Below are 26,190 nucleotides of genomic sequence, written 5' to 3' on the forward strand. Positions count from 1 at the left end.
TCCGCCCCGCGACCGCCGCGGGTCAACCGTGCGTCCGCACCCCGCAGTCGGCGGGTTCGCCGCCGCCTCGCTTTCCCGTAGGATCGCCCGACCGCACGGACGTTCAGCAACGAGTCTCCCCCATGCCCCGCCCCCCGCGACCGCGTCCGCCCCGTGTCCACATGGAAGGGGCTTCGCCCGAAGAACTGTCGGCCGATCACTCCCGCGCCGCCGCGGGGATTGACGGGGCCGCGGAGGCGGACGATCTCACGCCCGCCCAACGGGCCGCGGTGGAGCACTTCCGCGGGCCGCTCTTGGTGCTGGCCGGGCCGGGGTCGGGCAAGACGCGGGTCATCACCCGCCGCATCGCCCGGCTCGTGGAGCGGGGCGTCGATCCGCGGCAGATCCTCGCCATCACCTTCACCAACAAAGCGGCCGGCGAGATGGCCGACCGCGTCGCCGCCCTGCTGCCCGGCACGCGGGTCTGGGTCAGCACCTTCCACCGCTTCTGCAGCCGGCTGCTGCGTCGCTACGGTCAGGCGGTCGGGCTGAAGGAGAACTTCAGCATCTACGACACCGCCGACCAGGCCGCGCTGATGCGGCGGGTGCTGAGCGAAAAAGACGTCGACGCCGCCGCGTATCCGCCGGGCCAGTTATTAAATCGAATCGGCCGGGCGAAGAACGAGATGCTGACCGCGGAGCGGTTCAAGCTGAAGTTCGAGCACGAGGTCGGCGATCATATCGAAGCGGTGCTCGCCAAGGTCTATCCCGCCTATCAGAAGGCGCTGCTGGACAGCAACGCGGTCGACTTCGACGACCTGCTGTTGCACGCCGTCACGCTGCTGGAGGACAGCCCGGAACTGCGGGAGCATCTGGACGACCGGCACCGCTTTATTCTGGTCGATGAATATCAGGATACGAACCTCGCCCAATATCAACTCGTCAAGGCGCTCTCGCAGGATCATCCGAACCTCTGCGCCACCGGCGACCCGGACCAGAGCATCTACGGCTGGCGGGGCGCCAAGATCGAGAACATCCTGCGCTTCGAGCGGGACTATCCCGGCGCGAAGGCGATCCGGCTGGAGGAGAACTTCCGCAGCACCGGGGCGATTCTCTTCGCGGCGGATGAATTGATCGCCAACAACGTCCATCGCAAGGCGAAAAAGCTGATCGGCGTGGGCGAGGAGGGCGAGAGTCCGCGGCGCCTCTATTGCCGCGACGGCAAGCACGAGGCCGACGCGATCGCCGAGGAGGTGCACGACGCGGTGCACGCCGGCAAATACAAACCGGCGGACGTGGCGGTCTTTTATCGGGTCAACGCCCTCTCGCGGGAACTGGAACTCGCCTTCTCCCGTCGCGGCGTGCCCTATCAGGTCGCCGCGGGCACGGCGTTTTATGATCGCATGGAGGTGAAGGACACGCTGGCCTACCTGCGTCTGCTGGCGAACCCGGACGACCGCGTCGCCTTCGCCCGGTCGGTCAATAAGCCGAAACGGGGCATCGGCGCCACGACGCAGCGGCGGGTCTTGAACTTCGCGGACGCCCACGGGCTCGATATGCTCGAAGCGGCCCGCCGGGCCGGCGAGGCCAGCGGCGTCAGCAAGCGGGCGGCGACGCTGGTCGGCAAGTTCGCCGCGATCCTCGACGCCCTCAGCGCCAAAGCCGCCGGCCCCGTCGCCCCGCTGGTGCGGGCGGTGCTGGACGAAAGCGGCTTGGCGAAGGCGTGGGCGGAGGGCGACGAGGAAGAAATGCAACGGCTCGCCAACGCCGACGAACTCGTCACCGCCGCGGCTCAATACGACCACGAACAACAGGGCGCCGGCAGCCTCGACGGCTTTTTGGAGACGACGGCGTTATTAGCGGACTCCGACGCCGTCGAACCGGACAGCGGTCGCGTCACGTTAATGACGCTGCACGCCGCGAAGGGGCTGGAATATCCGATCGTCTACGTCATCGGCGTCGAGCAGAACTTATTGCCCCACGAACGCAGCCTCAAAGCGTTCGACGGCCGCGAGATCGAGGAGGAACGGCGGTTGTTATTCGTCGGCGTCACCCGGGCGATGAAGAAGCTCACAGTCACGCACACCCGCCGCCGGGAGGTCCGCGGTCGGCCTCAACACTGCATTCCCAGCGACTTCCTCACGGAGATGACGCTGGACCTCGACGACCGCAGCGGCGGCGACGCCTGGGGCTCCCGCGGCTACGACTACGAGGACTTCTCGCAGGAGGTCGACGACGGCCCCGACTGGGAACATCCCCAGGACGACTCGCTCCAGGGCGACGACCCCGACGTCGAATCGACGGCTCCGCCGAACGTCGGTTCCCTCACGCAGAACAAATTGCGACTGACGACCGGCGCCGGCTTGCTCAACGGCGAGACCACCGGGGCGACCGTTCCGGTGCGGGAGGACGGCCCGATGGGCTTCAAGGTCGGCCAGACGGTCCGTCACCCGCGGTTCGGTTTGGGACGGGTCGTCAGCAGCGACGGCAGCGCCCGCAATCAGCGAGTCAGCGTGCTGTTTGAGGACGCGGAGGTCCCGAAAACCTTCGTCGCCAGCAAAGCCCCGCTGCAACCGGTTGGGTAATGTCGGATGTCGGATTTGGGAAGTGGGATGTGACTTGGGAGCGCGACCGGGACCGATGTTTCAATATCCCACGTCCGACATCCCCCATCCCACATTCCGATGCCTCCGCGTTTCAAGCCGAAGGCCGGCAGTCGGTTCGCCGCGGCGCAGGCGGCCCCCGGTTTGGCCTCGCACGCGGACGGCTTTCACACCTATCTCAAAGCTGAATGCGGGATGGCGGCCAACAGCGTCGCCGCCTACGTCCGCGATCTGAACCGCTTCCTCGACTGGGTGAAGGAACAGCCCTCGCGCAACGTCGGGCCGAACGCGGTCACGCTCGATTTCCTGCTCGCGTATCAAACGGATCTCTCCAGCGTCGGCTACGCCCCGTCGACGGTCGGGCGGCACCTGGTCACGCTGAAGCAATTCTTCCGCTATCTGGTGCTGGAGGGCGTGACGACGGAGAACCCCGCGGAGCTGCTGGACTCCCCCAAGCTGTGGGATCGCCTGCCGGCGGTGCTCAGCCCGCAGAAGGTGGAGGCGTTCCTCGACGCCCCGCAGATCGTGCCGGGCGAGGGAGAAACCGCCGCGGCGCTGGTTCTTCGCGATCGGGCGACGCTGTCGCTGTTGTACGCCACCGGCTGCCGGGCGAGCGAGGTGATCGGCCTGAAGATCGCCGACGTGCGGCTGGGCGGCGGCTGGGCGCGGTGCCTCGGCAAGGGCGACAAGGAGCGGGTCGTGGGCCTGAACCCCCGCTGCCGGGCGGCGCTGGAAGAGTATTTGGCGGACGCCCGACCGGTGTTGGCCGGGGAGAACCGGGGAGTCGAGCGGCCGTCGGTCCGCGGCGAGGGCGCCCCGCTGTTGCTCTCCCGCACCGGCCGCGCGCTGACGCGGGCGACGGTCTGGGACTTGGTGAAGAAGTACGCGGTGCTGTCCGGGTGCAGCGCGAAGGTCAGCCCGCACACGCTGCGGCACAGTTTCGCCACCCACATGCTCGCCGGCGGGGCCGATCTGCGGGCGCTGCAGGAGCTGCTGGGCCACGCCAGCATCCGCACCACGCAGGTCTACACGCACGTTGAGCACACCCGCCTGAAAGCCGTTCACGCCCAGCATCACCCACGCGCCTGACGGAAGGCGCCGGCGCGAGCAGGTGTCGCGGGATCCGATCGGCTAGAGTTCGGATCAACGAACGCCACGCCATCCGAACCGCTCGGAACGCCGCCATGCCGCCCGCCCCGAATCGTCCGTCCGCCGCCCCCGCGAGACTTCTGCAAGCCGTCTGTCTCGGCGCCCTGCTGACCGCCGGGGCGAGCGTCGCCCGAGCCGCGGACGCCGACTCGAACGCCTCCGTGACGAACGACCGGCCGAATATTCTCTGGCTGACCTGCGAGGACAACAACGTCAATTGGGTCGGCTGCTACGGCAATCCCCATGCGGAGACCCCGCATATCGACGCGCTCGCGGCGGAGGGGCATCAGTATCTGCATTGCTATGCGAACGCGCCGGTCTGCGCCCCCTCGCGGAGCACCTGGATCACGGGGATGCACGCCCTGTCGATGGGCACGCACAATATGCGGAGCCGATACGCGATCCCCCACGACCGCATCCCCTATTACCCGGACCTTCTAAAGGACGCCGGCTATTACGTCGGCAACGCCCGCAAGACCGATTACAACATCGGCGGACGGCCCGACGGCGAGGCCTGGGACACCAATAAACTCGATTGGAAGACGCTCAAGAAACAGCAGCCGTTTTTCATGGTAGTGAACAACACCAAGTCCCATGAATCTAAAGCGTTCGGCGACGTCACCAAGACGTCGCACAGCTCGGACGACGTGCGCCTGGCCGATTATCACCCGGACATCCCGGTCATCCGCCAGAACTACGCCCATTACCACGACCAGATGAAAAAGATGGACGCCGACATCGGGGCGGCGCTCGCGCAGCTGGAGGAAAGCGGGATGGCCGAGAACACGATCGTCGTTCATAACTCCGATCACGGCGGCGTGATCGCCCGCAGCAAGCGATTCCTGTTCAATAGCGGCACGCACTGCCCGCTGATCGTTCGCATCCCGGAGAAGTTCAAACACCTGCGGCCGGGAACGCCGGGCGAACCGGTCGAGGATCTGGTCAGCTTCATAGATATGCCGAGGACCTGGCTCTCCCTGTGCGGGGCGGAAACGCCGGATCACCTGCAGGGACGCGTCTTCCTCGGGCCGGAGAAAGAATCGCGGGACTATCACGTCAGTTTTCGCGCCCGGATGGACGAACGCTGCGACAACGTCCGGGCTATCCGCGACCGGAAGCTGCTCTATATCCGCAACTACATGCCGTACGCCCCCTGGGGTCAGCGCCTCGATTATCTCTGGAAGATGAAGGCGACCCAGGCCTGGGAGCAGCACCATCGCGAAGGGAAGACGGACGCGATCACCGGGCGATTCTTCGGCACGAAGCCCGTGCACGAGCTGTACGCCACGACGACCGACCCGGACAACGTGCACAACCTTGTGGCCGATCCGCAATATGCCGAGGACGTGGCGCGCCTCAGCGGCGCCCTCGACGAGTGGCAGCGGACGTACCACGACTCCGGGCTGCTGCCGGAGAGCGAGGTCGTCCGCCTCGCCGACGAGGCCGGCCTGACGATCTACGACTTCATCCGCGATCCGAAGCGGTATGACGTGCGGGCGTTGCAGACCGCGTCGGCGGCCGCGTTGGCCGCCACGCCGGCGGATCTGCCGGCGCTGACCCGCGAACTGTCGTCGGACGACCTCGGGCGGCGGTACTGGGCGACCGTGGGCTGCTTTCGCGTGCAGGAGCAGGAGGCGTCGGCGCTGGACCTCGCCCCGATTCGCGTCCTTCTCGAGGACGAATCGCATCACGTCCGGGTGATGGCCGCATGGATCCTGTACCGGGCGGGCGAGCAAGAGGCGGCGCGGGCCTGTTGGAATGGCCTACTCCGCAACGACAGCTACGCTTCGCTGAAAGTTCTCAACGTGATCGACTGGATCGGCGACGGCTTCGAGCCGTACATGGAGGCCATCGCGGACTGCGATTTCAGCCATGGCGGGTACGTGAAACGGATGAAGGAGTTTGCCGGCGTCTCCGCGAACTGACGGCATCGCGGGCGACGCGCAGTCGAAGAGCGTCCGCCGGCGGACTACCATCCGGTCCCGCCGGCGGACGATCGCCGCCCTGCCCCGCCCGCTCCGAGTTCGCCCCGCCGTGTCTGACGCAAGGTCCGACGCCCGCTTCACCGAGGGGGCCGCGTTCGACTGGCGCCCCCGCACCCGCGTGCTGTTCGGCGCGGGGACGCTGGGCCGATTGGGCGAAGTCGCGGTTCCTTCGGCGGAGTCCGGGGAGAAACCGCTGGGCCGGCGGGCGTTGGTCGTCACCGATCCCGGCGTCGCCGCCGCGGGGCACGCCGCGGCGGGAGCCGACGCCCTGCAGGCGGCGGGGGTGGAGGTGGCGGTGTTCGAGGAGGTTCACGCCAACCCGACGACCCGAGACGTCTCCGCCGCCGTCTCCGCCGCCCGGGATCATCGGGCCGATCTGCTGATCGGACTGGGCGGGGGCAGCGCCATGGACGTGGCGAAGGGGGCGAACTTTTTGCTGGCCGGCGGCGGGGCAATGCGGGACTATCACGGCGTCGGCAAGGGACGCGGCACGTTCCTGCCGAGCGTCGGCGTGCCGACCACCGCGGGCACCGGCAGCGAAGCCCAGAGCTTCGCCCTGATCGCCGACGACGAAACGCACATCAAGATGGCCTGCGGCGACGGTCGGGCCGCCTTCGCCGCGGCGGTGCTCGACCCGGATCTGATCGCCACGGTCCCGGCGAAGGTCGCCGCCCCGGTGGCGATCGACGCCGTCTCTCATGCGGTCGAAACTGCCGCCTGTCGGGTCCGCGGAGAACTGAGCGGCATGTTCGCCCGCAGGGCGTTCGGGCTGCTTGCGGGCAGCATTCGTCCCTATCTGCAAGGCGTCGCGACCGATGACGACCGCTCCGCCATGCTGCTGGGCGCCCATCTGGCCGGGGCGGCGATCGAACAGAGCATGCTGGGCGCCGCCCATGCGTTGGCGAACCCGCTGACGGCCCGCTTCGGCACGACGCACGGGATCGCGGTGGGACGCATGCTGCCGCACGTCGTCCGATACAATGCCGAAGAGCCGGCAATCCGGGCGATCTACGAAGACCTCGCGGCGGCCGGGGGGCTGACGCCGTCCGCCGCGGCTCTCGCGGAGTTCCTAGACGGACTCCTGCCGTTCGCCGGGGCGACGGGGGGACTGGAACGAGCCGGCGTGAGCGGCGACGACCTCCCGGCTCTCGCCTCGCTGGCCTCCGAGCAATGGACCGCCGGCTTCAACCCCCGCCCCGTCACCGCCGAAGACCTCGAAGGGCTGTATCGATGCGCGTTCTAACCGCTCCTGTCCTCCTCGGCTGCGTCCTTTGGGGAGGCTCCTCCGCGACGGCCGGCGATTGGCCCTCCTTCCGCGGGAATCCCCAGTTGACCGGGGCGACGGCCGATACGCTGCCGGATGAACCGAAACTGCTGTGGACCGTCGAGGTGCCCGACGGCGTCGCCGCGACCGCAGCGATCGTCGGCGACCATGTCTTCACGGCGGGCCTGTCCGGCGAATTGCACTGCCGTAACATCAAGGACGGCACGCCGATCTGGACCTATCAAACCGAGGAAGTCGGTAAGTTCCGCCCCGGGTTCCTCAGTTCCCCCGCGGTGGCGGACGGGCGAGTCTATCTGGGCGACGAGGACGGCTTCATGCACGCCGTCGACGCCCAGACCGGCAAGAAGCTGTGGACGTTCGAGACGGGCGCCGAGATCATCAGCAGCCCGACGGTCGCCGAGATCAAAGGTTCCGACGGCAAACCGGTCTCCGTCGTGTTGTTCGGCTCCTACGACGCCAACCTGTACTGCCTGGATGCGAAGTCCGGCGAACTGCGCTGGCAGTTGGAAACGCAGGGCAACGTGCACTGTTCGCCCACCGTGCTGCGGGGCGAAGACGGGACGGCCCGAACCTTCATCGCCGGCTGCGACGAACACCTCCGCGGCGCCGAGATCGCCGACGGCTCGGTCACCTTGGACGTGGAGATCGGCACCTACCTGATCGCCTCCCCCGCGGCGGCGAACGGGAAGGTGTTCTTCGGCACCTACGCCGGCGACGTGCTGGCGGTGGACGCCGTGATTCAATCCAAGCCCGGCGCGAACGTGCCGGAGGCGGAGGCCGTCGTCTGGCGGGCGCCGCCGGAGGGGCAGTTCGAATACAAATCGAGCGCCGCGGTGACCGACGACCGCGTCTTCGTCACCGGGAACGACAAGGTCGTGAAGGCGCTGGACCGCGAGACCGGCAAGCTCGTTTGGGAGACGCTGTTGAAGGCCGGCAGCGAAAGCAGCCCGGTGATCACCGGCGCCGGCACGGCCAGGGAACGCGTCTGGTTCGGCGGGGCCGACCGCACGCTCCGCAGCCTGAACGCCAAGGACGGGAGCGAGGTCTGGTCGCAGAACCTCCGCAAGCGGATCGTCGCCAGCCCCGCCGTCGGCGGCCCCGAGGGCGGGACCGTGTTGGTGATCGGCACCGAGGGTCCGAACGGCGCCTGGTTCTGCTTCGGGGGGTGAGGTTCGCCCGGTCGGGGACGCCTCAGTTCATCCGAAAATCGCCGCCGGCCGCATCGTCCAGCGGCGGGCGGGCCGAGAGCCGATCGACCGTTTCCCAAGAATCGTAGGGGTTCGGGCCGAACACCGGATCGACGGCGCCGTCGAGCACCACGTCGGCGTCCACGATTCGCCAGTCCCCTCGGTCGAGTTCTCCCTCCAACTGGCCCGGCCCCCACCCGGCGCAGCCGGAGAACACCCGATACCGGGTCTCTTCGTCGCCGGCCTCGACGGCGTTGACCAACCCTTCGAAGGACTCCCGACTGTTGCCGACGAACAGGCCGGAGCAAACCGGCAGTTCCCCCTCGGAGAACTCCACGCTGTTGTGCAGGACGAACAACGCCGCGGGTTCCACCGGCCCCCCGTCGAAGACCGGCTCGGAGCCGTCCGCCATCTCCAGATGACCGGCCAATGCCCGCCGCACCGTCGTCGCGGTCGGGCGATTCACCACCAGGCCGAACGCCCCGTCGTCCCCGTGCTCGACCAGCAGCACGAGGGACCGATGGAAGTTCGGATCCCGCAGATGACGACCGGCGACCAAAACCCGCCCACGGAGGGAGCCGCCGGAGGGGTCGTCGCCGTCCGAACCGATCTGGTCGTCCGCACGGTCGTCGCGGCGTGGGCGGTCCGCCTTCGAACGCCCCTTCCCGGAAGCCCCCGACCGGGGACGGCCGGACTCCCCGGAGGAGCCGGAGGGGTTCGACGGATCGGCGGGCGGGGCGGCCATGGGCGTCACTCTAACGCCGCCCGGCGGCCCGCACAGCCCCCTCGCACAAGCCTCTCGAAGCGCCGCCCCGTTCGGCGTTCAGAAAGGGCCGAACGCTCCTCCGCCGCATCCGCCGCTGCACGCCGAGCCGGACGGGACGCCGTAACCGCCCGGGGCGCCGGTCCAGATCGGGGCGTAGCCCGCCTGATACCGCCCGCCGAAGCCGCCCCCGTGAGCGTTGTACTCCGAGAACCCGCCGCAGCCCGTTTCGCAGCCGGCGTAGCCGCCGAACCCCGCTCCGCAGCCGACGCCGCACCCGGACGTATCCGGGACGAGTCCGAAGAGTCCGCCGCCGCCCGTTCCGCAGCCGCAGGCAGAACCACCGAAGTGAGGAGAGGCGACGCAGGGCGAGCCGGCGTACTGAGCGAACGAGTTCGCAGCGTATCCGCCCCAGTCCGCCCCCCCGCAGCCGCCCGTCCCACAGGCCGGCGTGGCGTAGGCCGCAGCCCAACCGTAGGCCGCGTCGTCCGCCCCGAAGCCGCTGGGGGCGTAGCTGGAAATGTAGCCGTAGCCGCCCGCGGCCCCGAACCCCTGGTAGCCGGCGCCAAGGTAGCCGGCGCCATGGGCGCCCCAACCCGCGACGGGCGACGGACTCGCCCCATACGGACCCGCAAACGGATGGGAGCCGACCGCGGGCCCCTGCATCGACCGTACGCTGCGTTCAGCCGTCGCCGGACCGGAAGAACGCGGCGCATCGATCACGTCCGGACCGGTCGGGGCGAACGGATCGACCGACGAATTGTGGCCCGAGGAATCTGTCGCGTGCGGAGCGCGGTCCGGATTGGACCGCAGGTCGCCGAAACCCGGCGCCGTCGGCGGCATCAGCGGGGAGCGTTCCACCGGAGCCCATCCGTCGGCCGGGCCGTCCGAGTTCGCCGCGTCTTCGGGGTCCGCCGTCTCGCCCTCAGAATCGTCGATCGGCAACGGCAGCGGGGCGAGAACCGGGTCCGGAAGAATTTCCAGCCGCTCCCCGCCGCGGGGCGGCATCGGTTCCTCGGTCTCCGATCCGCCGGTCTCCGGCTCGCCGAAGGAGGGGTCCGCCGGCATCTCCATCGGCTCGCTCCCCTCGCCCTCAGGGGGCGAATCGAGCGGGGCTTCTTCGGTCTCCGGGGCCGGCGGAAGCGGTACGTCGGCCGGCGGATCGTCACCGTGGCCTTCGTCGGGTCCGGCGGGCAGCGGCGGCAGCGGATCGCCCGGCCGCGGCGCCGTGAGCGGGCTGCGAACCCCCTCGTCCTGCCACCGAGTCCGCCCCAGGGCCACGCGATCCATCACACGCGCCGCCGAACGCCGCGGCACGGGCTCGAAGCCCTCCGAGTCGCTCGCGGACGCCGGCATGCTCTGCGCGACGCGGCTCCGCAGAGGCTGAGGAACGTAGCTGGGCGTCGGCTGCAGGTCGTACGCAGCTCCCCCGTAGGGCCCGGCGGCATAAAACACCGCAATCGGGGCCGGCATCGCCATCGGGGCCGGCATCGCCATCGACATCGGCGCTGAAGCGACGGCGCGGTTCGCACAGGGACAGCCCGCAACCGCCGGCGACCCGGTCAGCGGGACCGTCGCCACGCCGAGCAATCCGCCCAAGGCGACGGCCCCGGCGGCACGCCAACCGGCGACCTTCACCCGCCCCCGCAGCGCCGAGGCGACGCTCGACCCGACGTTCAAGCGACGGGATGAACGAACGGGGGCGAGGGGCGCCGCCGTCCGCTCGAACGAAGCGGACGGAACGGCAGGCGTGAACGTGAAGAGAGGGCGGTCAGCCACGGCGAGACCTCGGGGCAGGGCGTGTGGGGTGCGAGGCGACGCGATCCGTCGCGGGTCCCCGACCGACAAGCAGCGCTGCTGCACCGGAATCGAGGCCGGCGACCCTACCCGCCGCCCCGACCGCCTGCGGGATATTTGCCGTTTAGCGAAACGATTCCGCCCCGCCGCCCGTCGAGCGTCGCGTTCCTAGCGGACGTACCCGCTTCGCGCACGGGGAAACGCCGAATTGAACGCTTTTCGCTCAAGCCCCGCGAATCTCAAGTCGGGGAACCTACAGAGTCACGCCCATATCGGCGAACAGCCACTTCATATCGGCCCACACTTCCTTCTTCGCCGCGGGGTTTCGCAGGAGATAACTCGGATGATAAGTACAGGCGACCTTCGCCCTGCCGTACGGGAAGAACTGCTTGCGGAGCTTGCCGATCCCCTGCTTCGTATTCAACAGTTCCTTGGACGGAACCGACCCCCAGCAGACGATATAGTCCGGGTCGACGAGGCGAATCTGGGCGTCGAGATATTCCCGACAGTTCGCCGCCTCCGCGGGCGAGGGATTCCGGTTGCCCGGCGGACGACACTTCAACACGTTGCAGATATAAACCTCTTCCCGTTTCAGCCGGCAGGCTTTGATAATATCATCGAGCAGCTTTCCCGCCCGGCCGACGAACGGCTCGCCGGTCGCGTCTTCGTCCGCGCCCGGCGCCTCGCCCAAAAACAGGATCGCCGCGGACGGATCGCCGGTTCCGAACACGGTGTGATTCCGCGTCGCGGCGAGTTCGGCACAGCGGGGACAGCCGCTGACCGTCTGTTCGATGACGCTCAACGCCGACGCCCGCTCCGCGGCCGGCATCGTGGAGCGTTCCGCGTTCCCCGCCCCCGCGGCGCCGGTCTCGAAGAGCGCCGCCCCCGACGCGGCGACCGGCTGGGACGAGGCCGCCGCCGCGAGGTCCTGCTTCATCCCTTCCGCAAACCGTCCCGCCGCCCGATCCGGCCGCTGAACGACGCTCCCCGCTTCGCCGTCGCCGCTAGGCGGCGCGCCGTCGGGCGACGCTCCGATCTCTTGAGCGTCGTCCGCGGGGGCGGCGGACAGGGCGAACGCTTCCCCTTTGGGAAAGTGCGTCAGGCCGGCCCGGCGGTCGGCGTCGAGCCGGCGAATCACGGCTTGGCGGAGCGTATCGAGGTCCATCCGCACACCGTCCCCCCCGCCGCCCCGCGACGCAACCGCCGCGCTGCCCAACCGCCCGGAGTCGCTCGTTTCTCCGCGGCCTACTCGGGCGCGTCCGTGTCGCCCCCGGCTGCCGCATCGAGCGCCCGCAGGCCCGCTTCGACCGCGTCGATCCCGGCGACGGCGTCCGCCGGCTGCACGGCGGAGGGGGTATCGTTGGCGGTGTGAATCAGGGCGAGCACCTTCGGCAGGCCGGCCCGCGCCGGTCGGGCGCCGCCTTCCATCGCTTCGAGGAACGTCACCGTTTCGAGAATCTGCTCCTTCGGCAGCAGACTGAGCGAGAGGACGGTCATTTTCGCCGCCGCCGATCCCGGCTCGGCGCCCCGCCGTCGCGCCGCGAACGAACGGTGATCGCTGGGCGGATAGACGGCCCCCACGACCGCAGGGAACGGCTCCGCCCGCTCGCCCCGATCGGCCGTCCCGGCGACGAACTTCTCGGCGGCGGCGCGATCGGTTTCGTCCGGGTGATGAACCCACAGCGTGTCGCCGTAAGCGAACACGTCGATGTTCACGAATAGGTCCGGGAACGTCGCGGCGGCGCCCTCCGTATCAGGTTCCCCGACCGCCTCCGCGAAGGCGCGAGACCCCAGCAAGCCCTGCTCTTCCTGGTCGAACCAGAGGCCGACGACGCGGTGATGCTTCAGCGGCTTCGCCTGAAACCGGCCGAGCAACTCCAGCACCGCGGCACAGCCGGCGGCGTTGTCGACGGCCCCGGTTCCCGCCTCGACCCGGTCCAGATGCGCCCCCACCATCAACGTGCGCACCGGCGTTCCGTTCGCCGCGGGCGGAACCTCGGCGAGCAGGTTCGCGCCCTCCCCGCCGGCGCTCTGGAACGTCCGCCGCTGGGGCATCAGTCGCAGCGCCTTCAGTTCATCCTCGATCGCCTCGCCGCGTCCGACCAGCGGTTCCGCGGCGGAGATCGCGACCACTCGGCGTTCCAGGCGCCGCGTTGCCTCGGCGTCCGGTTCCCCGCCGCCCACCGCGACCGAGAGCAACAGCATGAATTCGAGCGGGGCGACCATCACGGAGACCGAAATGGGGGATGGGGGAATGAAGCGCGAAGCCAGGACGCGGCTCCCATACTACCCCGAAGCGTCCGCGAGAGCTGAGCGTGCGTCTTTCGCAGACTACGCGGGCGCCTTCGCGAACGCGTCGGATCGGTCGTTCCCTCGAATCGCAGGCGGGGCGTTTATCGCAGGAAGATAAACTCTTTGGTGTTGATCAACGCATGGGCGAGGTCCGCCCAGCGTCCCGACTCGTTCCCTTCACTCTGCGGATCGTCGTCGGACATGGCCCGCAGGTACGCCGTCGCGACATCGATTTCGACCGTCGTCGGCGACCGGGCGAACGCGGTTTCATAGAGCCATGCGATCCGCTCGCGTTCCGAGGCCTCCGCTTCGACGGCCCGTGCGGCCCACGCTTCGGCCTGCTCCGCGACGAACGGGTCGTTGAGCAGAATGAGCGCCTGCGCCGGCACGTTAGAAACGTTCCGACGCCCCATCGTGCTGAACGGGGCGGGCGTATCGAACGCGAGCATAAACGGCGACAGGAAGTTCCGCCGAACCGCCGTATAGATCGACCGGCGCCCCGCCCCGTCCAGCGGTCCGCTGCGCGGCGGACGGCCGCGGCCGTCCATAAAGGAGGTGAGGTGAATCGGCACCGGCGGGCCGTAGAGCGTCGGGTCGAGCCGCCCGGACAGCGCCAGCAACGCATCGCGAATCGCTTCCCCCTCTAGTCGCTTGGGCGGCCGATGGTGCCAGAGGCGGTTGGTCGGATCGGCGGCGACCGCCGTCGGGTTCGTTCGACTGCCCATCTGATAGGTCCGCGAGAGCACGATCCGCCGGATCGTCCGCTTCAGGCTGCGGCCGTCGCGCAGGAACTCCGACGCCAGATAATCCAGCAATTCCGGGTGCGTGGGTCGCTGGCCGAGCACGCCGAAGTCGTCGGGAGTCGGCACCAGCCCCCGCCCCATCAACGAATGCCAGATGCGGTTCACGGCGACGCGGGCGGTCAGCGGGTTCTCAGGGTCGTTGATCGCCTCCGCCAACTGCAACCGGCCGCTACCGACCGGAATCTCCATCGGTTCATCCCCGGAGACGGCCGTCAGGAAGTGTCGCGGCTCCACCTCCCCCGGCTTGGAGGAATTCCCGCGGATAAAGATGGGCTGGTCCTCCCCCGTCCCGTCCAACATCGCCATCGCCAGGTGGGAGCGGAACTGAATCGTCTCCCGCAACGCCTCGCGTTCTTCCGCCCACGACCGCGTGAGATCGCCGGCCTCCGCATCCAGGATTCGGCGGGCTTCGTCCGCGTAGATCGCCGCCGCGTCCGCATCGACGGCAACCCGATCGAGTTGCGACTGTTGCGGCTTGGAGAGCCCCTGAGCGATCAGCGAGACTTCGAGTTGCGCCCCCTCCGCGGGGGTGAATTCAAGGTGCACGCGATGCCCGACGTAACGCCCGAGCCGGAGCGTCACCCAGTCCTGGCCCTCACGAATCTGTTGGACGGTCTCGCCGTGCAGCGGTCCGGCGACCAGCCGGTGCGAGTCGACGCAGGCGACCACATGGCCGGCTCCGCGGACGCGGCAGTTGACGACGGCGTCGGTCAGGTCGAAGGTCGGCGAACGCAACGTGCGTCCGCTGCGGGGCAGCTTGGCGAGTTTGCTGCGGTTCGCGGTGTTCGGTTCGGAGATGGACTCCAGGCCGTGCCAGATCGGGTCGCTGATCGCGGCGTCGGCCGCGGCGAACGCCAGTTGGTTCTTGCCCTCGACGGTCGTCCAATACGGCTCGCCGATGCGGAGCGGCCGCGGACCGAACAGGTAGCCGTCCTGGCGATAGGACTCCGCGGGCAGGTCGCCGTAATCGACGACGATCGATTCGCGCAAGTCTTCCGCAAGCAGCTGCGGCTGCGGCGGAACGAGGCCGCGTTCCGCCAGCAGGTCGGCGATCCGCGAGCGATATTGTTCGTCGACGGCGGCCAGTTCGTCCGCGACGCGGCCGTTGTGCTCCGACGATTCGAACCGCACCTGTCGATAGTCGCTGCTCTGCAGGAACCCCGCGAGCGAGTAATAATCGGCCGTCGAGATCGCGTCGAATTTATGATCGTGACAGCGGGCGCAAGACACCGTCACGCCCAGAAACGCCTTCGACATCACGTCGATCATATTGTCGAACCGGTCCGCCTCGTCCTTGCGAATATCGACCGGCGAGTGCACCCATTCGCCGAGGAACCAGAACCCGGTTCCGAGGATCGACTCGTTGAAGCCTTCTTCGGGATTCAAGCGAGGTTCGGCCAAGAGATCCCCGGCGAGATGCTCCCGCACGAGTTGGTCGTGCGGGACGTCCGCATTGAGGGCGCGAATGATATAGTCGCGGTATTGAAAGGCGTTCGGGGCGTCGTTGTCGAACTCGTGGCCCCGCGATTCCGCATAACGGACCAGATCGAGCCAGCGCCGGCCCCAGCGCTCGCCGAAGTGCGGCGAGGCCAGCAGTTCGTCGACCAGTTTTGCCGTCGCGTCGGTCGACGGATCGTTCAGGAAAGCCCGCGTTTGCTCCGGCGTGGGCGGCAATCCGATCAGATCGAACGTCAGCCGACGCAGCAGCGCCGAGCGCTCGGCGTCGGCGGCGGGTTCCAACCCGTTCGCCTCCAACTCTGCGAGGATGAAGCGATCCGCGTCGGTTCGCGGCCAGTCTTGATCCGCGACGGCGGGCACGGCGGGCGATTCCACCGGCTGCCAGACCCAGTGGTCCGCCTTTCGAGCCTCAAGATCGAACTCCGGCTCGGCCGCGTCGCCGGTCGGCGCCGCTTCCTGCGGCCAGGGGGCGCCCATCTTGACCCAGCGTTCCAGCGTCGCGATCTCCTCGTCCGGCAACTTGCCGCTGGGCGGCATGTCGTAGGCGTACGATTCGTACCGCACCGCTTCGATCAACAGGCTCGCTTCCGGGTCGCCGGGCGTGAGCGCGGCTCCGGAATCGCCCCCCGCCAGCAACGAGGCCCGGCTGTCGGCGAGGAACCCGGCCTGGACCTTCTCGGCCTGCGTGCTGTGACAGGAATAACAATGCTCCGCCAGCAGCGGGCGGACTTCCTTTTCGAAGAAGGCCAGTTGCTCCGCCGTCGGCTCGCCCTCCGCGGCGCCGGCCAACGGGGCCAGGACGAGCAGCGCCGCCGTCGTGCAGTTCGTGATCGCCGCGTGAGTCATGAAACGAACTCTCTGAGGAAGCGAACGGCAGCGTCCCCCCGGGCCGCCGCGACGTGCCATCGTACACGCTGATGCATCGGCATCAAAAACGGAATGAAATGCCCGCGCCCCGGCGGCGGCGCGCCCCGGGATGCGGCGCGCTGCGGGTCGCCGTCCGCAAATCGAGCGCTTTTCCGTTCCCCGCCGGGATTTCGCTGATTGCTTCCACGCTTCGCAGCCGAAACGTTCGGAAGCGAAGGGGGCGGCGCACGCCGTGTCGCCCCGCGCTCTGTCAGCGTCTTGTTCGATCCGGCACGGATGCCCCCGATTGCACCGCCTGTAAACAGCGCCCGCTCCCTGCCGGAGAAGTCACGCGCCCGGTTCGTGCCGGCGGCGCTGCTGGTCGCCGTCGTCGCCGCGGCGGCGGGAGCCCAGGATGTCGTCGTCTCTCATGGCACGACTTACCAAGTGGACGACGTTTGGTCCGTCGGGCGTCTCACCGTCGAGGCCGCTCCCGGCGTCGGGAGCCACGGTCGGGTGACGATCCTCGGGAACGGCTCCGGCGGTCCCGGCTTCCTCACCGCTGACTTCGTTGAGAACGACGGGGAGGTGGTCATCCTGGAGGGCGGCCGGCTGGACTCCCGCCTGGACTTCGGCCTGTTCCGGTACGCGGACGTCGAAGGCCGACTGAACGTCGGCGGCAATCTGCTGATCGGGTCGTCCGGCCTGCTGGAGACTCAGGGCCAGAGCACGGTGACGACCGACGGCCATCTGATCTTCCTCGGCGGCGGCGACGCGCTCGTCTCCGGATCCTTCCGCGCAAACCGCGGCGTCTTCTCGCAATCGGGGCAGGTCAGGGTCAGTGAGAACGGTTCGTTTCACGTCTTGGATGACGTCCTGTTCGAAGCCGGGAGCGAAGCGTCGGCAGCGGGCGATCTCATCAGCGAGGCGGGCGGCTTCGTCCTGAAAGACAACTCCACCATGGACGTGCAGGCGGGGGGCACGCTGCGGGCGCTCGGCGGGGGGATCGAACTCAGTGCAGGATCCTTCATCGAAGTCTCCGGAACCGCAGCCGCGGTCGGCGCCGTGACCGGCGACGGAGCCACGACGAACCTGGAGGTGAGGTCGGGCGGACTGCTGACCGGAGCCGCCTTCGCCGCCTCGGGCGGAGCGGATTGGACCGTTCTCGGTACGGCCGCCGCAGCCGATGCGATCTTGGCGACGGGCAGCGGGACGCGGTTCGAAGTCCAGGAGGGCGGGACGCTGACCGGCGGTTCCCTCCGCGTGGACGACGGCGCCCTGGTTCAGATCGGGAACGGCGGCGACGTCGATCAGGCGACGTTGTTCATCACCTCCGCGACCGTCGGCGGCGGCGGAGCGAACGGCGGCGAACTCACGATCTACGGACGCGCTTCGACGGGCGCGACGAGCGTCCGCGGGAACGGGGTCGTGGCCGTCATCGGCGAACTCATCTCCGATTCCCTAACGACCGCCGGCCACCTCGAAGTGCGGGCCGGCGGCCGGTTGGACGCGGGACACGTGCGGTCCTCAGGGGACACGGGCTTCCTGGGCGGCAGCGAGGTGGAGATCGATCGCCTGACCGTGACCGGCGGCCAGACCAATGTCGGCGGTCATACGACGGTCGCGAACGACCTGACCGTCGACGGGGCCGACGCCTTGCTGGATCTCGGCACGGCGGGCCGTCTGCAGGCCGACTCCCTCTCCGTGCTGCGCGGCGGAGCCCACGTTCGGGGAGACGCGACCGTGCACGCCGAGGTCTCCGCGGACGGCCCCGGTTCGACGTTGATCGTCGCCGGAACGGGTCTCCTCCGCGGCGAGAACCTCCGTCTCTCCGACGCGGCGACCGCCGAAATCGCCGGCCGCGCGGCGCTGTCCGGGCAGACGCTGATTGAAGATCGCGACGCGGCCCTCGTCATCAGGCAGGACGGTCGGCACTCCACCCGATCCCTGACCGTACGCGGCGGGGCGACCGCCACGGTCGACGCCCGGACCGGCGGGGCCGAAGCCGGTTCGCTGATCGTGGCGGACTCCACCCTGATCGGCGCGGCGGACTCGAACGAGGGCGGCCAGTTGAGGGTCGACGGGGCCGCGTCGCTCGGGGAAACGACGCTTTCGAGAGCCGGATCGCTCGTCGTCTCCGGGACGGCGGACACCCGCGACGCCGCCGACGCGTTGCGCGGCCTTTCGATCCACGACTCCGCCGAGCTGCGAGCGCTGTTCGGCAGCGCCCTGACGACCGGCGACGTCGCGACGCGCGGCGAACTTCACACCGCGTCGGGCGCGACGCTGACCGCCGGGACCGTCGCGGTCGAAGACGGGGTCGTCGCCCTTCGAGGAACGTCCTCGTTCGATGCGTTGCACGTCGAGGGAGGCACGGTCGACCTGTCGGGACAGACGGCGTTGGGCGATCTGACCGTCGCCGGCGGGATCGTCGAAGCCGGGGATTTCCAGACTTTGGAGGTCGCCGGCTCGACCCGCCTCGACGGCGGAACGCTGACGGTCTCGAAAAGGGCCGCCCTCGGCGCGACGACCGTCTTCGCCGGCACGCTGCGTATCGAGAGCGAAGTGGAGACCGACTCCGACGCTCTCGCCGAAGACGTGCGGAAGGCGCTGACGGTCGACGGCGGCGCCGTGAACGTCGTTGAGTCCGGCGTGCTGAAAGCCGGGGTGATGACGATCGACGGCGGCGGGAGCGTGTCGGTCGCCGACCATGCCAGTTCAGCCGGGGCGCTCCACGCCGATTCCGCCCGCATCGGCGACGGCCTGAACGGCGGCTCGCTGACCGTCGGCGGAACCGCTTCGCTCGGCGGGACCGACCTCCTCAGCGACAGCGTCGTCACGGTCGACGGGACTCTGCAAACCGACGACCTGCGCTCCGCGGGATCCCTCATCGTCAACGTGGTCGGCTCGCTCCAGACCGGCGCCGCGACCTTCGTCGACGGCGACGCGGAGATTTGGGGGGAAGCCGCGTTCGACTCGCTGACCGTCGACGGCGGGACGCTGAACACGTTCGACCTCCTCGGCGCCGCGGACGCGCTGTTCGCCGGGGGAACTTCGACCCTGAACGGCCCCAACGCCTTCGAACGACTCGACGTGACCGGCGGGGCGGTCTCGATCGACGCCTTGAACGTCGTCGACGGCGCCGCGGTTTCGGGCGGCACGCTGACGCTCCACGGTCAAGCCGGCCTCGGGACCGTTTCGGCGACCGGCGGCGACCTCCTCATCACCGGCGCCGTCTCCACCCGCGCCGACTTCGACGACATCGCCAGCCCGCTGAACGCCTTCACGATCGGCGAGCACGGCGCCGTCACCGTGGCGGCCGGCGGATCGCTGGCCGCCTCCGAGCTGCTCGTCGACGGGACGTTCGACCTCGCCGGTCACCTCAGTCTGAGGGAATCGTTCCGGATCACGGGCGGAACCGTGTCGATGGACGAACACGCCTGGTTGGAGACAAACGGACCGGATGCGATCGGGCTGACGATGACCGGCGGCCGCGCCGATCTCGGCGGGGACGTCGAACTGACCGGAGCCACGATCTTCGACGGGGCCGACGCCGTCGCGACGCTCGGCGGGTTCTTCAAAGCTCAGTCGCTCTCGGTGACGGGCGATGCGGAGGTGACCGTCGAAGCCGACGCCGCCCTGCACCTGTCCGGGGACCACTCCGGCCCGACCTTGCTCGGAACCAATCTGGCGACCGGCGGCGCCCTGACGATCCACGGAGCCGTGTCTCTGTCCGAGACGGTCGTCGGCGCCGGCTCCACGCTGACCGTGGCCGGGCTGTCCGAGACCGGCAGCTCATTCTTTCACCTGTTCTCCGAACCGCTGCGGGACCTCACGACCGACGGCGCGATCGCCGTCACGGCGACCGGTCGGCTGTTCGCCGACGAGATCGCCGTGGGCCGGACCGGCACGTTGACGGTCGGCGAGGGCGTCCAGTTGGGAACCTTCGCCCCGGATTCCGTCGCCGCGGCGACCGCCCTGAGCGCCGGCACGCTGTTCGGCCGCTCGCTGACCGTCGAGGGCGTCGCGGCGTTGGGATCGGTCGTCGTCGCCGACGGGGGAGAACTAACGATCGCAGGCGCCGCGACGACCGACCGCGACCCGACCGGCGCCGGGCCGCGGGGACGGCTTTTCGTCGATCAGGGAGGGAGCTTGACCGTCTCGCGGGAGGGAACACTGTCCGTCGGCGATCTGTGGATCGACGGACAGGTCGCCGTGGTCGGTGACGCGGACAGCCGCGGCGTATTGAATGCGCACGAGGTCACGCTCGAGGAGAACGGGTCGCTGACGATCGGCGGCGGGGCGTTCACCGCCGCCGCCCTGGACGCCCATGAAAACAGCGAACTGATCGTCGTCGACGGCGGAATCTTCCGATTGACCGACTCCTCCGTCTTCGATGCGGACCTGCTCCTCGACGGCGGACTCACGGTGCCGTCGCTGGTGATCGACGAACAGGGCACGCTCCACGGCTCCGGCACGTTGGTCACCGGCACGGGAGCGGGTGGCGCCGGGGGTAACGACGGCCTGACGGTTCGCGGCAGGATCGCCCCCGGCAACAGCCCCGGAATCATCGCGATCGCGGGACGGACCGCCTTCGTTCCCTCCACGACGTTCGACATCGAACTGGTGGCCGTCCCGCTCGGCGCGACCCCGGTCGCCGGGCGGGACTTCGACCGGATCGCGATCGCCGGCGCCGCGGTCGTGAACGGCGGGACGTTGAACGTCTTGCGGTTCGGCCCGAATCGGCCCTACGCCGTCGGGACCCGCTACGACTTCCTCACGGCCAGCGACGGCCTGACCGTGCTCGACGCCCCGATCCTCCGCGAATCGATCGCCGGGGTGCGGTTCGCCCCGCTGGTCACCCCGAACTCCTTCGGCGTGGTCGCCGCCCGGGACCGTTCGACCGCGGCCCTGGCCGGCAACGCGAATCAGTTCGCGGTCGGCGGGGCGCTGGACGCGTCCGCGAACGTCGCGGCCCTCGGTCCGATTCGCGACGCCCTCGACACCCTCCCCGACGCCGCCGAGGTTCGGCGAGGACTGACCCAATTGAACGGCGAGGTCTACGGCTCCCACCTGGCCGCTCTCAATCGCAGTTCGCTCCTGTTCCTCGACGCCGTCGCCGCCCGTTCCACACCGGCCCCGGTTCTCTGCGCCCGGTGCGGCGAACGCCACGGGGCGCTGGGGGGACGTTGCGGTCTCCGCGGATGGCAACACGCTTACGGCGCCGGCGGACGCATCGGCGGTGACAGAAACGCGTCGCGAACCGAATTCGGCAACGTCGGAACCGCGGTCGGGCTGAGCGAGACGTTCGATCGCGGTCGGTTTTGCGTCGACGTCGGCACGTTCTACGGCTTCGAATCGATCACCGTCCGCGTTCCCGCCGCCCGCGGCAGCGTGACCAGCCACGTGCATCGCGTGGGCGGTTCGCTGGGCGTGTCGGCCGGGCGGACCTTCGGCCGGGCGACGGCGTTCGGCGGATTCGGCGCTCATGACGGCCGCCGCGACCTGCACATCGCAAACCCCAACTTCCCCCTGACCGACGCGACGACGTCGAGCTTCGACGGCGCCCTCGCCGCGCTGGACGCCGAAGCGGGGGTGATGCTCGGCGACGAAGGGGCCTTCCTCACCCCGGTGATCGGGTTGCGGCACACCCACGCCTCGCGGGACGGCTTCGCCGAGCGCGGCGGCGTCTTGGCGTTGGACGTCGAAGACTCCACGCTCAACGCCCTCCGCGTGCGACTGGGCGCCCGGGCCGGACGCCGGTTGACGGCCGTGCGAGCGATCCCGATCGCCGGCACGCTGGCGGCCTACTACAGCCGCGACGTCTCCGCCGGATCGACCGATCGCTACGCCGCCGCGTTCGCCGCGGCTCCCTCGGACGGGTTCGCCGGCCTCGGCGTCGACTTCGGGGCGGATCGGTTCGTCATCGGTCCGGGACTGACGATCGGCGAGGGGCCGGTGCAGTTCTCCGCCAGCTACCGCGCCGATTTGGGCGAACACGTCGTCCTGCACAGCGGCGACGTCCGCTTCGAAGTGCGGTTCTGATCCGCGTTCGGCCGCCGGGCCGCGGATTGAATAGGCGGAACGCACGCTCACCGAAACGCCGAGAACCCGTGATCGGAGACCTGATCGGGGAACGGTCGCCGTCGCGCCGAATCGAAGGGGGGAAAGCACCCATTGACGATACCAATTCCGTCGGCGACGGGACACGTCCTCGCCAACAGGGATTGTTGGACGGAGGACTCGCGGTGGCTGCTGTACGATCTGCGAACGGACGAGACCGTATTCGACGGCCGCCGGATCGAACGGGTCGACGTCGCGACCGGACGGATCGAGACGCTGTACGAAGCGCCGCCGACCGCCGCCTGCGGCGTCCCCACGACCCGCGGCGGGCACGCTCTGTTCCTCCGGGGGCCGGAGAACCCGACCGACGACTGGGCCTACGCGGCGTGGCATCGGTTCGGCATGACGGTGCCGATCGGCGGCCCGGCGACCATCCTCGACGCCCGCGACCTGTCCCCCCCGCGGACCCCCGGGGCGCTGCGGGGCGGCACCCATCTGCACACCTTCAGCCTCGACGGCCGGCGGGTCGCCTCGACCTATGAGGACCATCTACTGGCCGTCGCCGACGATCCCGAGATTCCGCAGAACCGCCGCGTCGTCGCGGTGACCTGGCCGATTCCGACAGGCGTCCCCGCCGACCACCCGCGGAACCACGACGGTCGATTCACCGCCGTGGTGACCGAGGTCGCCGATGAACCGCGGCCGGGCAGCGACGAGATCGCCCGGGCGTACTCCGACGCCTGGCTGCCGGACTCCCGCGGCCTCGCCTTCTTCGGGGAGGTGCGGGGCGAACAGGGCGAAGCCTTCTCCGAGGTCTTCAAAGTCGAACTGCCGGACGTCCCCGTCGCGGCCCCCGGCCGACCGCTGGAGGGCACGCCGACCACCCGTCCGAACCCGCCCGCCGGCGCCCGGCAAATCCGCCTGACGTTCACCGGCGCCGAGAAACACCCGGGCGTCTCCGGCCCCCGGCATTGGCCCGTCAGTTCTCCGACCGGCGAGATCGCGTTCTATCGAACCGGCGCGGACGGTCGCGTGCGGGTCTGCCTGATCAACAGCGGCGGCGGAGCGATCCGAGAGGTGACCGACGGCCGGATCGAACCGACCTCCGCGTGTACCTGGAGCCCGGACGGCGCCCGGATCGCCTTCATCGGCGACGGCAGCGTCTGCACGGTCGACGTGGTCGAGGGGCGGGTCGACCGTCTCACGGCGAACGCGGCGCCCGGGCCGACGCCCCACGCCTGCGTATTCGCCCCGGACGGTTCGCGCATCGCGTATATGCAGCGGGTCGGGGATTGCGATCAGTTGTTCGTCGTCCCCGCGGGGGAGAACGGATGAACGCCCCGACGCCCGCCGCCGTCGTCATAAAATCGACCGTCGTCGTCGAATCGCCCAGTTCAAAAAGAGGTGTGGAATGATCGGCGCGTTTTCGGCCATCGACTGGATCGTATTAGCCGTGTACTTCACGGCGACGATGGCGCTGGGCTTCGCGTTCGCGCGGCGGGGCGGGTCTTCGGAGGGGTTTACCACCGGCAATCGATCGCTGCCGGGCTGGGTGTGCGGGCTGTCGATCTTCGCCACCTACCTCAGCAGCATCAGTTATCTGGCGCTGCCGGGGAAAAGCTTCGCCGACAATTGGAACCCGTTCGTTTTCAGCCTCGCGATCCCGATCGCGACGTTGATCGCGGTCAAATGGTTCGTCCCCTATTACAGAGCGAGCCGGGACGTCTCCGCCTACGCCGCTTTGGAGCGCCGCTTCGGGCTGTGGGCGCGGATCTACGTCAGCGTGTTTTATCTGCTCACGCAGATCGCCCGGATGGGGGTGGTGATGTATCTGATGGCCCTGCCCATGCGAATGCTGTTGGGCTGGGACATGGCGACGTTGATCCTCGTCACGGGCGTGTCCGTCACGATTTATTCGTTCGTCGGCGGCATCGCCGCGGTGATCTGGGCGGACGCGATTCAAGCGATCGTGCTGTCCGTCGGAGCGGTGGCCTGCCTGATCGCGATGCTGTGGGCGATCCCGGGCGGGGTCGGCACGGTCGTGGAAGTCGCCGCGGAACAGGAGAAATTCTCGTTCGGTTCCTGGTCGATCGAGGACTGGACGACCTCGACGGTGTGGGTCGTGCTGCTGTACGGCATCGTCATTAATTTGCAGAACTTCGGCGTCGACCAGAGTTACGTCCAGCGATACATCGCCGCCGACTCCGACGTCGCCGCAAAGAAGAGCCTGTGGCTCGGCGGGTTGCTGTACGTCCCCATGAGCGCCCTGTTCTTCTTCATCGGGACGACGCTGTTCGTCTATTATCAATCGCTGCCGGAATCGTTGGCGGACGTGCGGAATATCGTCGCCGAGGAGCGAAATAACGCGGCCGAACCTGGCGAAGAGCCGACGGTCGCTGCGGAGTTGACGAACTCGAATATCGGCGACCGCGTCTTCCCGTATTTCATCGTCACGCAGATGCCCGCGGGCCTGCGGGGCCTGCTGATCGCAGCGATCTTCGCCGCGGCGATGAGCACCGTCTCGACCAGCCTGAACTCCTCCGCCACGCTCATTCTCGAAGACTTCTACAAACGGTTCTTCTCCCCGGAGGCCGGCGAAACCGCCTCCGTCACGGTCCTGCGGGTCGCCACGGTGATGTGGGGCGTCCTCGGAACCGGGATGGCCCTGGCGTTGATCCGATTGACGGACAGCGCATTAGATATCTGGTGGATGCTGGCGAGCATCTTTAGCGGCGGGATCGTCGGTCTGTTCCTGCTGGGCATGGCGAGCCGAACGAACTCCGCCGGGGCGGCGATCGCGGTGGTCTGCGGGCTGCATGTGGTCGCCTGGATGGCGCTCTCGCCGACCGACGTCTGGCCGGACGCCCTCGCCGATTATCGCTATACGCTGCACCCGAATCTCACCGCGGTGATCGGGACCGCCATTATTTTGGGCGTCGGGTTCCTCGCGGGCATTCCCCCGATCGGACGCCGGCCCGAGCCTCCCCCCGTCGAAGCGACCGTATGAGTCTATCTCGCTATCACGGCCTCGTGCCGCCGTTGGTCACGCCGCTGCGACCGTCCGAGAAGGGCCCGGACGAACTGGACCGCGACGGATTGGAGCGGCTGATCGCCCACGTCGTCGCCGGCGGCGTCCATGGCCTGTTCGCCTTGGGCAGCAGCGGCGAGGGGCCGTCGTTAAGCCACCGATTGCAGCGCGACGTGGTCAGCGCGGCCTGCGAAAGCGTCGCCGCCGGCGGGCGCCGCGTCCCGCTGCTCATCGGCGTGACGGACACCTCCGCGGAAGAATCGATCGCTCTCGCCCGGCATGCCGCGGACTGCGGAGCCGACGCCGTCGTCCTCGCTCCGCCCTACTACTTTCCCGCCGGCCAGACCGAATTGCGGCAATACGTCGAACGACTGGTTCAGGAGATCCCGCTGCCGGTGATGCTCTATAATATGCCGGCGCTGACGAAGGTCGTGTTCGAAATCGACACGGTGGAGGCGCTGTCGCAGCTCGACCCGATCGTCGGCGTGAAGGACTCCGGCGGCGACCTCGACTATTTCGCCCGCCTTGTCGAATTAAAGAAGCGTCTGCGGCCGGACTGGAGCGTCCTGATCGGCCCGGAAAGCAAGCTGGCGGAGTCGCTCCGTCTCGGCGGCGACGGCGGCGTGTGCGGCGGGGCGAACGTCTTCCCCAAGCTGTTCGTCGCCCTGTATATCGCCGCGGTCGCGGGGGATGACGCCGCCGTCGCCCGGCTTCAACAGCAGGTCGAGCGATTGGGGGCGATGTACGACATCGGCAAGTACGCCTCCCGTCATATCAAAGCGATAAAGTCGGCATTGTCGCTGCGGGGGATCTGCGGCGACGCCCTCGCCGAGCCCTTCAATAAGTTTCTCCCGCCGGAGCGAGCGAAGGTCGCCGCGGTGTTGGAAACGATCGACGCGGAATGGACTTCATGACACCGCGTCTCTCCTCCGCAGTCTCCGGAACGCTCCTT

At 68.9% G+C, this 26,190-nt stretch carries 14 protein-coding genes; 9 read left to right on the forward strand and 5 right to left on the reverse strand.

All coding sequences use genetic code 11. From position 1 onward, the window contains the following. Positions 1–122: 122 nt before the first annotated feature. The 5 genes from LzC2_RS02125 to LzC2_RS02145 all read left to right on the forward strand — a co-directional run bounded on the left by LzC2_RS02125 (position 123) and on the right by LzC2_RS02145 (position 8,170). The gene (locus tag LzC2_RS02125; RefSeq protein ID WP_246254665.1) at positions 123–2,564 is read left to right on the forward strand and encodes an ATP-dependent helicase; all 2,442 of its coding nucleotides are present in this window, start codon (positions 123–125) and stop codon (positions 2,562–2,564) included. 99 nt (positions 2,565–2,663) lie between these two features. Further along, positions 2,664–3,671, forward strand: coding sequence for a site-specific tyrosine recombinase (locus LzC2_RS02130; protein ID WP_171183236.1), 1,008 nt, complete (start codon positions 2,664–2,666; stop codon positions 3,669–3,671). Positions 3,672–3,766: 95 nt separating this feature from the next. Continuing rightward, the gene (locus LzC2_RS02135; RefSeq protein ID WP_171183238.1) at positions 3,767–5,656 is read left to right on the forward strand and encodes a sulfatase family protein; all 1,890 of its coding nucleotides are present in this window, start codon (positions 3,767–3,769) and stop codon (positions 5,654–5,656) included. 109 nt (positions 5,657–5,765) lie between these two features. Beyond that, on the forward strand, positions 5,766–6,959 hold the full coding sequence (locus LzC2_RS02140; RefSeq protein ID WP_171183241.1) for an iron-containing alcohol dehydrogenase: 1,194 nt from the start codon (positions 5,766–5,768) through the stop codon (positions 6,957–6,959). After that, positions 6,947–8,170: an outer membrane protein assembly factor BamB family protein gene (locus tag LzC2_RS02145; protein WP_171183243.1), complete on the forward strand. Its 1,224-nt coding sequence runs from the start codon at positions 6,947–6,949 to the stop codon at positions 8,168–8,170. The genes LzC2_RS02140 and LzC2_RS02145 overlap by 13 nt, the downstream gene beginning before the upstream one ends. A 22-nt stretch (positions 8,171–8,192) precedes the next feature. On the opposite strand, the gene LzC2_RS02150 is transcribed toward LzC2_RS02145, so the two are convergent. From LzC2_RS02150 to LzC2_RS02170, 5 genes are all read right to left on the reverse strand, one after another. Continuing rightward, positions 8,193–8,933 carry a YqgE/AlgH family protein gene (locus tag LzC2_RS02150; protein ID WP_171183245.1) on the reverse strand — a complete coding sequence of 247 codons (741 nt, stop codon included), beginning with the start codon at positions 8,931–8,933 and terminating at the stop codon, positions 8,193–8,195. 78 nt (positions 8,934–9,011) lie between these two features. Then, positions 9,012–10,730 carry a hypothetical protein gene (locus tag LzC2_RS02155; RefSeq protein WP_171183247.1) on the reverse strand — a complete coding sequence of 573 codons (1,719 nt, stop codon included), beginning with the start codon at positions 10,728–10,730 and terminating at the stop codon, positions 9,012–9,014. 271 nt (positions 10,731–11,001) lie between these two features. Then, a complete protein-coding gene (locus LzC2_RS02160; protein ID WP_171183249.1) occupies positions 11,002–11,913 on the reverse strand; it encodes a uracil-DNA glycosylase in 912 nt (303 codons plus the stop codon). An 80-nt stretch (positions 11,914–11,993) separates the two neighbouring features. Beyond that, positions 11,994–12,974 (reverse strand): M28 family peptidase, encoded by a 981-nt coding sequence (locus LzC2_RS02165; protein ID WP_171183251.1) that lies wholly within the window; start codon positions 12,972–12,974, stop codon positions 11,994–11,996. Positions 12,975–13,141: 167 nt separating this feature from the next. Further along, positions 13,142–16,147, reverse strand: a complete 3,006-nt coding sequence (locus LzC2_RS02170) for a PSD1 and planctomycete cytochrome C domain-containing protein (protein ID WP_171183254.1) — start codon at positions 16,145–16,147, stop codon at positions 13,142–13,144. Positions 16,148–16,444: 297 nt separating this feature from the next. Between LzC2_RS02170 and LzC2_RS02175 the strand changes: the two genes are divergently transcribed. From LzC2_RS02175 to LzC2_RS02190, 4 genes are all read left to right on the forward strand, one after another. After that, positions 16,445–22,192 (forward strand): hypothetical protein, encoded by a 5,748-nt coding sequence (locus tag LzC2_RS02175; protein WP_171183256.1) that lies wholly within the window; start codon positions 16,445–16,447, stop codon positions 22,190–22,192. Between the two features lie 132 nt (positions 22,193–22,324). Further along, positions 22,325–23,545 carry a DUF3748 domain-containing protein gene (locus tag LzC2_RS02180; RefSeq protein ID WP_171183258.1) on the forward strand — a complete coding sequence of 407 codons (1,221 nt, stop codon included), beginning with the start codon at positions 22,325–22,327 and terminating at the stop codon, positions 23,543–23,545. Between the two features lie 76 nt (positions 23,546–23,621). Then, positions 23,622–25,217: a sodium:solute symporter family protein gene (locus tag LzC2_RS02185; RefSeq protein WP_171183260.1), complete on the forward strand. Its 1,596-nt coding sequence runs from the start codon at positions 23,622–23,624 to the stop codon at positions 25,215–25,217. Continuing rightward, entirely contained in the window at positions 25,214–26,152 is a 939-nt protein-coding gene (locus LzC2_RS02190; RefSeq protein ID WP_171183262.1) for a dihydrodipicolinate synthase family protein, read from the forward strand. Before LzC2_RS02185 ends, LzC2_RS02190 begins: the two co-directional genes overlap by 4 nt. Positions 26,153–26,190 lie beyond the last annotated feature (38 nt).

It is taken from the genome of Alienimonas chondri, assembly GCF_013036045.1.
In the GTDB taxonomy this organism is placed as follows: domain Bacteria; phylum Planctomycetota; class Planctomycetia; order Planctomycetales; family Planctomycetaceae; genus Alienimonas; species Alienimonas chondri.